Below are 11,947 nucleotides of genomic sequence, written 5' to 3'. Positions count from 1 at the left end.
GTCAGCCTGCCAGATCAGGAGCGCATGCAGCGATGGGCTGAGCGACCGGCACGCCGGAGCCGTCGCGCCGCATGTCCACGGGCGGCAGCTCGACCGGTGCGCCGCTGTTCGCGCTGGCCTTCACCGGCGCGGTGCCGACGTACCCGAGCAGGAGGCCGTCCTCGCCCTTCAGCAGCCGCTGGCACCGCACACCACCGGTCCCGCGGCCCTTGCCCGGGTACTCGCTGAACGGCGTCACCTTCACCGCACCGACCTCGGTCCCCGGCAGCGCCGACGACGATCCCGCGATGGTGACGACCTGCGCCTCGCGCGCGGTGTCGACGGCCCCGAAGAAGACCACCTTCGCCTTCGCGGCGAGCCGTACGCCGGCCATACCGCCGGCGGTCCGCCCCTGCGGCCGCACGGCCGACGCCGGGAAGTGCAGCAGTTGCGCGTCGGAGGTGATGAAGCACAACTCCTCCTCGCCCGTGGTCAGCTCGACCGCACCGATGACCTCGTCGCCGTCCTTGAGGCCGATGATCTCCCACGAGTCCCGGTTGCTCAGGTGATCCGGTACGACGCGCTTCACCACACCGCCCGTCGTACCGAGGGCCACACCGACCGAGTCCGGATCCATCGTGGTCAGGGCCAGCGCCTTCTCGCCCGGGTCCAGCGACACGAACTCCGCGATCGGCGCGCCACCCTGCAGGTTCGGCGCGCTCGCGGTCGTCGGTACGGCGGGAAGGTCGAGCGACTCGAGCCGGATCAACCGGCCCGCGCTGGTGATCAGGCCGTACTGCCCGCGGGCGGTGCTCTGCACCGCGGACACGATCGCGTCGTGCTTCGCCCGCGAGTCGCTGGGACCGAACGGCTCTACACCGTTCGTGCGCGCGAGCAGCCCGGCCGAGCTCATCAGGATCCAGCACGGGTCGTCGCTGACCTCAAGCGGCACAGCGGCCGTCTTCGTCGCGCCGGAAGACTCCAGCAGTACCGTCCGCCGCGGCGTCCCGTAGGTCTTGGCGACCTCGGCGAGCTCGTCGGAGACCATCTTGCGGAGCAGCGCGGGGTCTTCGATGATCGCGGTCAGCGCCTCGATCTCGCGCTCCAGCTCGCCCTTCTCGGTCTCCAGTTCGAGCTTCGAGAACTTCGTCAGCCGGCGCAGCGGCATGTCCAGGATGTAGTTGGCCTGGATCTCGGACAGGTCGTAGATCTCGATCAGCCGGGACCGGGCCGCGGCCGAGTCGTCGCTGCTGCGGATCACCTGGATGACCTCGTCGATGTCCAGGATCGCGATCAGCAGGCCGTCGACGATGTGCAGCCGGTCCTGGGCCTTCTTCCGGCGGAACTCGCTGCGCCGGCGCGTCACGTCGTACCGGTGCTCGAGGTAGACCTCGAGGAGCTCCTTCAGCCCGAGCGTGCGCGGCTGTCCCTCGACCAGGCAGACGTTGTTGACGTGGAACGCGTCCTCGAGCGGGGTGAGCTTGTACAGCTGCTCGAGCAGCGCCTCGGGGACGAAGCCGTTCTTGACCTCGATGACCAGCTGGGTGCCGTGCGTGCGGTCGGTGAGGTCCTTGACGTCCGCGATGCCCTGGAGCTTCTTGCTCTGCACCAGGGTCTTGATCTTCTCGATCACCTTCTCCGGGCCCACCGAGTACGGCAGCTCGGTGACCACGATGCCCTTGCGGCGCGGGGTGACGTTCTCGACGCGGGCGGTGGCGCGCATCTTGAAGCTGCCGCGGCCGGTCGCGTACGCGTCCTTGATCCCTTCCAGGCCGACGATCTTGCCGCCGGTCGGCAGGTCCGGGCCGGGAATGAACCGCATCAGGTCGTCGAGGTCCGCACCCGGCGTCTTGATCAGGTGCCGCAGCGCCTGGATCACCTCGACCAGGTTGTGCGGGGCCATGTTGGTGGCCATCCCGACCGCGATCCCGGCGGCGCCGTTGACCAGCAGGTTCGGGAAGGCGGCCGGCAGTACGTACGGCTCGGTCTCCTGGCCGTCGTAGTTCGGCTTGAAGTCGACGACGTTCTCGTCCAGCCCCGTCGTCATCGCCATCGACGGCGGCGCCATCCGGCATTCCGTGTAGCGCATCGCCGCCGGACCATCGTCCAGACTTCCAAAGTTTCCGTGGCCGTCGATCAGCGGGACGCGCATCGACCATGGCTGGGCGGTCCGGACCAGTGCGTCGTAGATCGCGCCGTCGCCGTGCGGGTGGTACTTACCCATGACCTCACCGACGACGCGGGCCGACTTCACATGGCCGCGGTCGGGGCGGATGTTGTTCTCCGCCATCGAGAACAGGATCCGCCGCTGGACCGGTTTGAGCCCGTCCCGGGCGTCGGGCAGCGCCCGGGCGTAGATCACCGAGTACGCGTACTCCAGATAGCTGTTACGCATCTCGTCGGAGACGTCGACGTCGAGAATGCGCTCCTCGAAGTCCTCGGGTTCGGCGGTGCTGGTACGGCGTGCCATGCGGGTACGAACTCCTCGATCAACCGGTACGGGCGCCGCGACGGTCCAGCGCCGTACCTATTGTCCCTGGTGAACTCCTGTTTCTCCGGCCGCGACCCGCAGGAGGTACGTCGTCGGGGCCAGAGCGGACCCTACCGCCAGGATCAGACACAGCGCGCCGATACCCAGCAGGATGCCCCACGGCACGGTGACCGGTACGTCGGCGACGCCCGCGGTCATCGCGTGCCGGATCAGCACGCCGACCGTCACCGTGGTCGCGGTCCCGAGACTCAGCGCGACCGCCCCGACCAGCGACGACTCCCACAGCACCATCCGCCGCAGCTGCGCCGGCGTCGCACCGAGCAACCGTGAGGTGACAAACTCCTGGCGGCGCTGCAGGCTGCCCATCAGGAGGGTGTTGGCGATCGCGATCGCGCTGTAGAGCGCGGCCGGCCCGAGCAGCATGACGAGCCCGACCCGGTTTCCCTTCCGAACACCCTCCGCCTGGTCGGCCTCCCAGTCCGCGGCCAACTGCGCGCCAGGCAAGCGCTTCACAAGTTCACCCGGATCGACACCGTCGGCGGGCAGCACGAAACTGCGCTCGGCCTGCGCGTCGGGCGCATGCTTGCGGGCGAGATCGAGCGGGATCAGGAACGACGGGTTCACCCCGAACGCGTTCTTCACGACGGCCACCACCCGGAGCTTCACCGACGTCTGGTCGGCGAACACCACCGGGATCTCGTCGCCGACGTCGTACCCCTCGAACCCCGACATCTCCTTGCTGACAGCGACGGTGTTCCCGGTCAGGTCACTCAGCTTGCCTGACAACTCAGTGAGATCCCGGGTCTGCGCGGCAATCCCCGGGTCGATCCCCTCCGCGTCCTCCAGTTCCGCGTAGTCCGCCGCGACCCGCACCATCTGAACCGGCAGTCCGGCATCCACCGCCTTCATGTCAGGGCCGGCGGCCGGTGCCACCCCGGTGACGACGATCGGTGCGCGAACAGCATCCCGAATCGTCGCCTCGGCACTGTCCGCGGCGAAACTGAGGCTGAGCACCATGGACCCGGCGATCGCCGAGATCGCGAGGATCGGCGCCGCGAGGGACGCACTCCGTCGCGGCGCGGCGAGCACGTTGCTCCGGGCCAGCCGGCCCGAGACCTGCGTCCACGCCACCAGCGGCAGCGCCCAGACCCGTCCGACCACCGGTACGACGAGCGGCGCGAGCAAGGTCAGCGCGATCACCATCACCATCGGCGTGAACATCGCGAGCGGTACTGCACCCTCGCCGCTCGACGGCCGGATCAGCGTCAGCATCGTGATCGCGCCGGCCAGGAACAGCAGCCCGAACACGATCCGCACCGGCCCGATCCGCGGCGGTTCCAGGGCGGCCTCCCGCAGCGCGTCGATGGGCGCGACCCGGCCCGCTCGGCGGGCCGCCGAACGCGCACCGAGCATCGCCACCAGCAGCCCGGCCCCGACGGCGATCGCCAGCGGAACCCACGGCGACGCCGGCTCCAGCTTCACCGGCGCCAACTCGGTGTACGACGCCTTGCTCAGGAGGAACGGTGTGGCGAGCTGGGCCGCGACCGCTCCGGTGAGCGAGGCGGCAAGCGCCACGGCCACCGCCTCGCCGAGCACCATCCGGCGAATCTGCCGCGGCGTCGCGCCGATCAGCCGGAGCAGCCCAAGCTCCTGCCGCCGCGACGCGACCGCGAACGCGAACGTGCTGGCGATCACGAAGACCGTGATGAACCCGCTGATCGTCCCCACCATGCTCAGCACGGTCTGCAACCCGGACACATCGGCATCCGACAACGGAACCTTCACCGTCTGAGGCGGCGTACCGTCACCGCCAGGTGTGGTGACGCTGATACTTGCCGAGGCCGGCCCGCGATACGCGACCGTGGCAGCCGTCGCCGTAGCGGCCAGCCCCAGCAGAAACACTCCCACCGCAAGCGCCACAAACGACCCGGCATACAACGACCTGTGCCGCCCAACGGTCTGCCGACTGAGGAAGAACATCATCGCTCCAGGTCGCTCATGGCTGTTGCGATTTGGGCGGGGGTGGCTCGGTCGAGGTGGCCGGTGAGGAGACCGTCGGCGAGGAAGAGGACGCGGTCGGCGTAGGCGGCGGCTACCGGGTCGTGGGTGACCATGACGACGGTCTGGCCGGCGCGGTCGGTTGCCTCGCGCAACAGGCCGAGGATCTGGCGGCTGGTGCCGCTGTCCAGTGCTCCGGTCGGTTCGTCGGCGAAGAAGACCGACGGCCGGGTGATCAACGCCCGCGCGATCGCGACCCGTTGCTGCTGCCCGCCGGACAACTCGGCAGGCCGCCGCTTCGCCTTCCCCTCCAGGCCGACCTGGTCCAGCACCCGGTGTACGTCGTCCCGCGCCGGCCGGCGACCGGTGAGCCGCAGCGGGAGCGCGACGTTGTCGTACACGGTCAGCGACGGCAGCAGGTTGTAGGCCTGGAACACGAAACCCATCTCGGCCCGGCGCAGCTTGGTGAGCTCCACCTCGTTCAGGCCCAGAAGAGTGACCCCGTTGAGCACCACAGTGCCCGTGGTCGGATGGTCGAGCCCCGCTGCGCACTGCAACAGCGTCGACTTGCCGGAGCCGGACGGGCCCATGACAGCCGTGAAGGAGCCCCGCGCGAAGTGGTACGTCACCCCGCGCAGCGCGTCGACCGCTCCGGCCTTGGAGCGGTATGTCTTGGTGATGCCGTCCAGCAGAAGTGCAGGCGGCTCAGCCGGTGCGGTGAACGGATAGGTGGGCGCGGTAGCGGTCATGGTTCCAGCAAACCGCCGTACGCCGCTCTGGACGCTGGCCCACAGGGGAGACCCGCAGTAGCGCGCACGCTACCGCCCAGCGACCGCCGCCCGCCTAGGGTTGGCCCATGACGGCGTTGAATGCCGCGCCCGCGGCGCGAGGGTCTCTGGGAGGCCCCGTGACCGTGTGGGCCGCGTTGGCTTCGCCGCGCTACCTGATCTCGTCGTGGCCGTGGCGGAGCTATGCGTACCTCCTCACGTCGGTGCCGATGGGGGCGGTGTCGATCGTGGTCTTGGTCGGGCTGGCCGCGTTGAGTGCGCTGCTGAGTCCGATCCTGATCGGGATCCTGATGCTGACGGCGTTCCCGCTGATCGGCGCGGCGATCGGGTGGGTGGAGCGGCGGCGGGCCGGGATGATGCTCGTCGACGGCATCAAGAGCCCGCACGCGAAGCTCCCGGCCGGCCTGACGCGGCGGGCGAAGGTGACGTTCCGGCGCCGCGAGCAGGCGTCGATGCGGGCGCTCGGGTACGGCTTCGTGCTCGGTGTCTTCGTATGGCCGTTGAGTGCGCTCTTCGCTGGGCTCAGCGTGACCATCCTCCTGACGACGCTGGCCTCGCCGGTGATCGCGGACGGCGACCAGATGGGCATGGGCCCGTGGACGATGGACACCGCGGGGGAAGGGCTCCTGTTCCTCGTCCTGTTCGGGCCGCCGTACTACGTGGTCAGCTCGTACCTGCTCGGGGTGATCGCCGGCGCGGAAGCCTCGCTGGCGCGGGCGATGCTCGGGCCCCGGCAGGAGGAGCTGCAGCGGAACCTCGCCGAGCTGCGTCGTTCCCGGCTGGACCTGGTCGACGCGTTCGAGACCGAGCGCGTGCGGATCGAGCGGCACCTGCACGACGGCGTACAGCAGCGGCTGGTGGGGCTCACCATGACACTCGGTCTGGCCGAGCTGGACCTGCCCGACGGCGAGGGCCGGCGGTTGGTGGTGAAGGCGCACAGCGAGGCGGAGGCCGCGCTGGCGGATCTGCGGGCCGCCGTACGGGGCATTCATCCGCGCGTGCTGGTGGATCACGGACTGGAGGCAGCCGTCCGCGAAGTGGCGGACCGGATGCCGCTGCCGGTGACCATGGAACTGTCGGTCCCGACCCGGCTGCCCGGGCCGATCGAGGCGGCGGCGTACTTCGTCGTCAGTGAGGCGCTGGCGAACGTCGCCAAACACGCCCAGGCCACGACCTGCGACGTGACCGGCTGGGTGGATCGGGACCGGCTCGTCATCACAGTGCAGGACGACGGTGTCGGAGGCGCGCAACTGGGCGCCGGGACAGGACTCACCGGGTTGGTGACGCGGTTGGACGCCTTGGGCGGCACACTCGACGTCGACAGCCCCTCCGGAGGGCCGACGCGATTGAGAATGGAGTGCCCGTGCCGACTCGGCGATTGAGCATCGTGCTGGCGGAGGACTCGCTGCTGTTGCGGGAGGGTCTGGCCAGCATCCTGGATCGCGCCGGGCACGAGGTACGGGACGCTGTCGGGGACGGTGACGCGCTGCTGGCCGTCGTACGCAAGAACCCGCCGGACATGGTGATCACCGACGTGCGGATGCCGCCCGGGCACAGCGACGAGGGACTGCGGGCCGCGGCGGCGATCCGGGCGGAGCTGCCCGCGATCGGGATCCTGGTGCTGTCGCAGTACGTCGCCGACGCGTACCTCTCGTCGTTGCTGGAGACAACGACCGGCGGGATCGGGTACCTGCTGAAGGACCGGGTCGGGCATGTCACCGAGTTCCTCGAGTCGCTGGACCGGGTCGCCGACGGCGGGACCGTGGTCGACCCCGAGGTGGTGCGGCAGCTCCTGGCGCGGCGGCGGAACGACGGTCCGCTGTCGGCGCTGACGCCGCGCGAGCTGGAGGTACTGGCGCTGATGGCGGAGGGCCGGGTGAACGGGTCGATCGCCGAGCACCTGGTGGTGAGCGAGGCCGCCGTCCGCAAGCACGTCGGGAATATCTTCGCCAAGCTGCGGTTGGACGAGGGGTTGGACCGGCGCGTTTCCGCAGTGCTGACGTACTTGAGGGGTTAGTGATGGACGAGGCGATCCGCAAGATCCTGGCCGACTGCGACACCTGGGCCGTGGTGGGGCTGTCGAACAACACCAGCCGGGCGGCGTACGGCGTGGCGCGGTTCCTGCAGAGTCACGGGAAACGGGTCGTGCCGGTGCATCCGGCCGCGGAGACGGTGCACGGTGAGCAGGGGTACGCGACGCTCGCGGACATCCCGTTCCCGGTGGACTGCGTGGACGTGTTCGTGCGGTCCGAGCTGGCCGGCGACATCGCGGACCAGGCGGTGGGAATCAACGCGCAGGCGGTGTGGTTCCAGCTCGATGTGGTGGATCAGGACGCCTACGCACGAACGACGGCGGCGGGTCTCACGATGGTGATGGACCACTGCCCGGCGATCGAGTGGGGACGTCTCGGACCCGCCTCGGACCCGTCTGACAGCGACTGAAGGGCAGCGATGTTCACGATCGACACCTCCACCGGCTTCGGCAAGCGGATCGAACGGCAGCTCGACGATGAGCTCGTGGTCTGGCTGACCACCGTCGGCAGGTCAGGTACGCCGGCGCCGAACCCGGTGTGGTTCCTCTGGCACGACAACGAGATCCTGATCAGCAGCCAGCCGAACAAGGCCAAGCTGCACAACGTCGCCGACCACCCGCAGGTGACCGTCAACTTCAACGCGACGCACACCGGGGGAGACGTCGGCGTCATCTCCGGCACGGCGGTGGTCGACACGGACCCGATCAGCGGCGACGCGCTGGCGGCGTACAACGCGAAGTACGGCGACGACATCGCCGGGCTCGGGATGACTCCGGACCAGTTCCACGCCGACTACTCGGTCCTGATCCGGATCACCCCCGGGAAACTCCGCGGCTTCTGATCCCGCGCTGCTAGTTGCGATAGCCCTCGACGATGTCGGCGGAGCGGGCGGTGGCGTCGTCGGGGTTCTCGCCGAACTCGCGCTTGGCGCGGCGCTGGCGGAGCAGGTCCCAGCACTGGTCCAGCTCGACCTCGAGGGCCCGGAGCCGGGTGTGCTCGTCGGCGTCGTTCACCTGTCCCGCCGCGTGCTTGGTCCGCAGCTCGTGCTCCTCGGCCACCAGCTCGTCGATCCGGCTGAAGATGCTCTTGTCATCGCTCATGCTGAAACGGTACGCCCGTCCGGAAGGCTCGAGCGGGACAGGAGCTCCGTCACCACCAGGATCGCGATCGCCTCGGCCGCGACCAGGCCGATCAGGACGACGAGTTGGAGCGCGGCGGCCTGGGTCGGTGAGGCCCCGCCGAGGACCATGCCGACGAACGCGCCCGGGAGGGTGACGAGGCCGACGGTGCGGGTCTGATCAAGGGCCGGCAGCAGGGCATCACCCGCGACCGGACCGACAACGAGCTTGAACGCGTCCGGCTGCAGCAGCCCGATCGACAGTCCCGCCTCGAATTCGCCGTACCGGGTTCCGTACTCGCTCAGCACGCGCCGTCCCGCGAGCGTGGTCGCGGTCATCGCACCGCCGACGATGATGCCGCCCATCGGCAGGATGCTCGCCGGGTTCCGTGGGACGACGCCCGGCAGGATGAGCAGCAGCAGTACGACGAACGCGCCGGCGCCGATCGCGGCCGCGCAGTACATCCACTGTCGTGGGACGACCGCCGCGTGCTGGAGCCGTCGGGTGCTCGTCACGGTCGCGACCACGAACATCAGCAGTACGAACGCGATCGCGCCGAGCGTATGCTGCAGCGCGACGCCGACCACGGCCCCGACCGCGGCGAGTTGCACGAGCGCGCGCAACGCCGCCGTGACGATGCCTTTGTCGTGCCGGAGCCCGGCGTACCGCGAGGCCCCGACACCGATCGCGATCAGCAGCGGCAGGACGCCGACGGCCGCCCAGCCGAGGCCCGTGTGGAAGGACATTTACTTGAAGTCGGCCTCGTCGTACGTCTGCCCGCTGGTCCCGCTCTCGACCTTAGCGGCCTCGTCCGCCCGCAGTTCGACCCGCCGGATCTTCCCCGAGATCGTCTTCGGCAGCTCGGCGAACTCGATCCGCCGGATCCGCTTGTACGGCGCGAGGTGCTCGCGGCAGTACGCCAGGATCTCCCCGGCGAGCTCCCGCGACGGTTCGTGTCCGGCCGCGAGCACGACGTACGCCTTCGGTACGGCGAGCCGCACCGGATCCGGCGACGGGACGACAGCCGCCTCGGCGACGGCCGGGTGCTCGATCAGCACCGACTCCAGCTCGAACGGCGAGATGCGGTAGTCACTGGCCTTGAACACGTCGTCCGAGCGCCCGACGTACGTGATGTAGCCGTCGGCGTCCCGGCTCGCGACGTCGCCGGTGTGGTAGTACCCGTTCCGCATGACCTCTTCGGTGAGCTCATGCGCGTCCCGGTACCCGCGCATCAGCGGGACCGGCGCGGGCGCCAGCTCGATGCAGATCTCGCCGTCGTCGCCGATCTCGTCCGTGGACGGGTCGATCAGCGCGATGCGGTACCCGGGCAGCGGGCGGCCCATCGACCCGAGTTTCACCGGCTGGCCGGGCGGGTTCCCGATCTGCGCGGTCGTCTCGGTCTGGCCGTACCCGTCGCGGATCGTGACGTCCCAGGCGTTGCGGACCTGCTCGATCACCTCGGGGTTCAGCGGTTCACCGGCCGAGATGCACTCGCGGATCTGGACCTCGACCGCGGACAGATCGGCCTGGATCAGCATCCGCCACACCGTCGGCGGCGCGCAGAACGTGGTCACGCCGTATGTCGCCAGCACGTCGAGCATCTTCGCCGCGTCGAAGCGCGTGTAGTTGTAGAGGAAGACGGTCGCGCCGGCGTTCCAGGGCGCGAACACGTTGCTCCACGAGTGCTTCGCCCAGCCGGGGGAGGAGACGTTGAGGTGTACGTCGCCGGGCTGCAGGCCGATCCAGTACATCGTGGACAGGTGGCCGACCGGGTAGCTCACCTGCGTGTGCTCGACCAGCTTCGGTTGGCTCGTCGTACCGGAGGTGAAGTAGAGCAGCAGCGAGTCGTCGGCCGCGGTGTCGACGTCGGGGACGGCGCCTTCGTAGATCTCGGAATCGGCGTAGGTCAGCCAGCCCTCGGTCGGTTCGCCCACGGCGACGCGGATGCAGTCGTCCGCGATTCCGGCGTACCGGGCGGTGTCGGCGCTGCTGGTGACGACAGCGCGGACGTTGCCGCGGGAGATGCGGTCCGCGAGGTCGGCGTCCGTCAGCAGGGTCGTGGCGGGGATCATGACCGCGCCGGCGCGGATGCAGCCGAGCATGGTCTCCCAGAGCTCGACCTGGTTGCCGAGCACGATCAGGACGCGGTCGCCCGGCTTCAGCCCGGCCTCGGTCAGCCAGCCGGCCACCTGACGGGACCGCTCACCCATCTCGGCGTAGGTCCGGGAGTTGACCTCACCGTCCTCCTCGACGATCGTCAGCGCGGCCACCTCGGGCTGCTCGACGGCCAGCGCGTCGAACCAGTCCCGCGCCCAGTTGAACCGCTCGAACGCCGGCCAGCTGAAGTCCCGGTACGCCGTCTCGTAGTCGTCCCGGTGCGCCACCAGAAAGTCGCGCGCAGTCCGGAACTCCCGGGTGACCTCCGAAGTACTCTGCTCCGTCGCCATGCTGCGCACACTACCCATTCAGGGCGAGGACAGCTCCGGTTACCACGAGTGGCGTGAGGATGAGTCCGCGCCACAGGAACGACCACCAGGAGATGTCTACGCGGGCGGCGTCGCAGCGGGCTCTCCAGAGCAGGGTGGCGAGGGAGCCCCAGAGGGTGAGTAGGCAGCCGCAGTTGACGCCGATGAGGAGTGCGAGCATGCGGTGCGGGCTGTCTGCGGCGACCGGTTCCATGGCCAGGTACGCCGGGAGGTTGTCGAAGAGGTTCGCCCCGAGCGCCGCGGTCGCGCTCAAGCGCAGCTCGGAGGTGGTGCCGGCGACCCGCCGCAGGAGGTCCTCGAGCCCGTGGGAGCTGAGGAACCCGACCACGGTGAACAGCACCACGACGGTCCCGACGAGCTTGAACGGGATCAGCGACCACCGAAGGACACTGCGTCGCCGTACTGCGAACAGAACGACCAGCACGAGCGCTCCGATGCTCGCGGGTATCGCCACCTCGATACCTGACACGAAGGCTGGGCCGAGCAGCAGACAGACAGCCGCGGAGCCCCAGAACAGGACCTTGTCCTCGACGGCAGGTGTCGGCGGGACGACGTACCGGCGTGGCAGGTCGCGGTGGAACAGCGCCGCGAGCACCACGACCGTGACGAGGATCGCGGCGATGGCAGGGCGCCAGCTCACGGACAGATAGCTCACGTCCAGCTGGCGGAACGGGTGCAGGGCGAGGAGGTTCGTGAGGTTGGACACCGGCAGCAGGAGGGACGCCGTACCGGCCAGCCAGACGGTGGTGAACGCGAACAGCTTCGGCGGGATGTCCAGTTGGCGGGCCATCGACAGCACCACGGGTGTCAGGAGCACCGCACAGGTGTCCAGGGACAGCACGATCGTGAGCCCCGTGGCCAGGACGACGACCAGCAGCCACAGACGCCATACCCGGCCGCGGGCGAGGTGCGCGGCCTCCCGCGCCGCGACGTCGAACACCTTGGCCCGGTCGGCCAGCTCGGCGATGACGGTCACCGCGACCAGGAACACCAGCACCGGCGCGATCCGCTCGACCAAATTCACAACCTCCGAAGTGCCTGTTTGAGTACGCTG

At 69.5% G+C, this 11,947-nt stretch carries 11 protein-coding genes; 4 read left to right on the top strand and 7 right to left on the bottom strand.

The annotated features are described in order from the left end of the window. Window position 1 precedes the first annotated feature (1 nt). The 3 genes from E0H92_RS33215 to E0H92_RS33205 form a co-directional block, all read right to left on the bottom strand. Entirely contained in the window at window positions 2–2,449 is a 2,448-nt protein-coding gene (locus E0H92_RS33215) for a DNA gyrase/topoisomerase IV subunit A (RefSeq protein WP_131461667.1), read from the bottom strand. Between the two features lie 57 nt (window positions 2,450–2,506). Further along, window positions 2,507–4,378, bottom strand: a complete 1,872-nt coding sequence (locus tag E0H92_RS33210) for an FtsX-like permease family protein (RefSeq protein ID WP_238173708.1) — start codon at window positions 4,376–4,378, stop codon at window positions 2,507–2,509. A gap of 71 nt (window positions 4,379–4,449) precedes the next feature. After that, window positions 4,450–5,217 carry an ABC transporter ATP-binding protein gene (locus tag E0H92_RS33205; RefSeq protein WP_131499034.1) on the bottom strand — a complete coding sequence of 256 codons (768 nt, stop codon included), beginning with the start codon at window positions 5,215–5,217 and terminating at the stop codon, window positions 4,450–4,452. A gap of 158 nt (window positions 5,218–5,375) precedes the next feature. Between E0H92_RS33205 and E0H92_RS33200 the strand changes: the two genes are divergently transcribed. Genes E0H92_RS33200 through E0H92_RS33185 form a run of 4 tightly spaced genes read left to right on the top strand, consistent with a single transcriptional unit; the run spans window position 5,376 to window position 8,130 of the window. Further along, window positions 5,376–6,638: a sensor histidine kinase gene (locus E0H92_RS33200; RefSeq protein WP_238173707.1), complete on the top strand. Its 1,263-nt coding sequence runs from the start codon at window positions 5,376–5,378 to the stop codon at window positions 6,636–6,638. Then, the gene (locus E0H92_RS33195) at window positions 6,620–7,273 is read left to right on the top strand and encodes a response regulator transcription factor (protein WP_131294450.1); all 654 of its coding nucleotides are present in this window, start codon (window positions 6,620–6,622) and stop codon (window positions 7,271–7,273) included. Before E0H92_RS33200 ends, E0H92_RS33195 begins: the two co-directional genes overlap by 19 nt. A gap of 2 nt (window positions 7,274–7,275) precedes the next feature. Beyond that, entirely contained in the window at window positions 7,276–7,698 is a 423-nt protein-coding gene (locus E0H92_RS33190; RefSeq protein ID WP_131499032.1) for a CoA-binding protein, read from the top strand. A 9-nt stretch (window positions 7,699–7,707) separates the two neighbouring features. Continuing rightward, complete coding sequence (locus tag E0H92_RS33185; RefSeq protein ID WP_131294454.1) at window positions 7,708–8,130, top strand: TIGR03667 family PPOX class F420-dependent oxidoreductase; 423 nt, start codon at window positions 7,708–7,710, stop codon at window positions 8,128–8,130. A gap of 10 nt (window positions 8,131–8,140) precedes the next feature. Here E0H92_RS33185 and E0H92_RS33180 read toward each other — a convergent pair whose 3' ends face one another. Genes E0H92_RS33180 through E0H92_RS33165 form a run of 4 tightly spaced genes read right to left on the bottom strand, consistent with a single transcriptional unit; the run spans window position 8,141 to window position 11,911 of the window. Beyond that, window positions 8,141–8,389, bottom strand: coding sequence for a DUF2630 family protein (locus E0H92_RS33180; RefSeq protein ID WP_131461663.1), 249 nt, complete (start codon window positions 8,387–8,389; stop codon window positions 8,141–8,143). Continuing rightward, entirely contained in the window at window positions 8,386–9,153 is a 768-nt protein-coding gene (locus E0H92_RS33175) for an ABC transporter permease (RefSeq protein WP_131461662.1), read from the bottom strand. Before E0H92_RS33175 ends, E0H92_RS33180 begins: the two co-directional genes overlap by 4 nt. Continuing rightward, window positions 9,154–10,854 (bottom strand): AMP-binding protein, encoded by a 1,701-nt coding sequence (locus E0H92_RS33170; RefSeq protein WP_131461661.1) that lies wholly within the window; start codon window positions 10,852–10,854, stop codon window positions 9,154–9,156. 10 nt (window positions 10,855–10,864) lie between these two features. Continuing rightward, window positions 10,865–11,911: an ArsB/NhaD family transporter gene (locus tag E0H92_RS33165; protein WP_238152652.1), complete on the bottom strand. Its 1,047-nt coding sequence runs from the start codon at window positions 11,909–11,911 to the stop codon at window positions 10,865–10,867. Window positions 11,912–11,947 lie beyond the last annotated feature (36 nt).

It is taken from the genome of Kribbella speibonae (assembly GCF_004331375.1).
Classification (GTDB): Bacteria; Actinomycetota; Actinomycetes; order Propionibacteriales; family Kribbellaceae; genus Kribbella; species Kribbella sindirgiensis.
Note: the sequence above shows the minus strand (reverse complement) of the source record. Positions and strands in the feature narration are given on the sequence as shown.